Annotated in this window: 1 pseudogene; it reads left to right on the forward strand. The window is 70.8% G+C overall.

From position 1 onward, the window contains the following. Positions 1 to 636, forward strand: a pseudogene (locus NS354_RS12995) (PTS beta-glucoside transporter subunit EIIBCA); the annotation flags it as partial.

The raw sequence follows: 636 nt of genomic DNA on the forward strand, positions 1-636 counted from the left end.
CCGTGATGATCTCCAACCTGTCCACCCTGGGCTACGACTTCATCCAGTCCCCGATGGCCGCATACAACTTCGCGGTGTTCGGCGTGGTCACCGGTGTGGCCATCCGCGCCAAGCGGGACAAGGAGCTGCGTCAGACGGCCACGGGTGCGGCGGTCTCCGGTCTGCTGGGCGGCATCTCCGAGCCGTCCCTGTACGGCGTGGTGCTGCGGTACAAGCGCGTGTTCCCGCTGATCCTGGTGCCCGCGATGATCGCCGGCGGTCTGATCTCCTGGATGGGCGTGCGCTCCTACGCCTTCGCGTTCACCTCCCTGCTGTCCATCCCCGCGATGCAGCCGATCCCGCTGTTCTGCATCGGCCTGGCCATCGCCTTCTTCGGCGGTATGGCCGGGGTGCTGATCTTCGGCTTCCGCTCCAAGGATCAGCGCGAGGCGGATCTGGCCAAGCAGAACCTGGCCGCGGATGAGGTACCCACCGAATCCAACGCCCCGGATCTGGTGGCCGCCCCGGCCGGCGCCGTGGCCGCGGCCGCCGGCGGCACCGCGGTGGGTGCCGCGGGCACGGCCGGCGCCGGGACGGGCGAGGGCGTGTCCTCCACCCGCGACGACGCCGGCTCCGCCAGCGCCGAGCCCACGAGAC

The organism is Leucobacter chromiiresistens (assembly GCF_001477055.1).
Taxonomy (GTDB): domain Bacteria; phylum Actinomycetota; class Actinomycetes; order Actinomycetales; family Microbacteriaceae; genus Leucobacter; species Leucobacter chromiiresistens_A.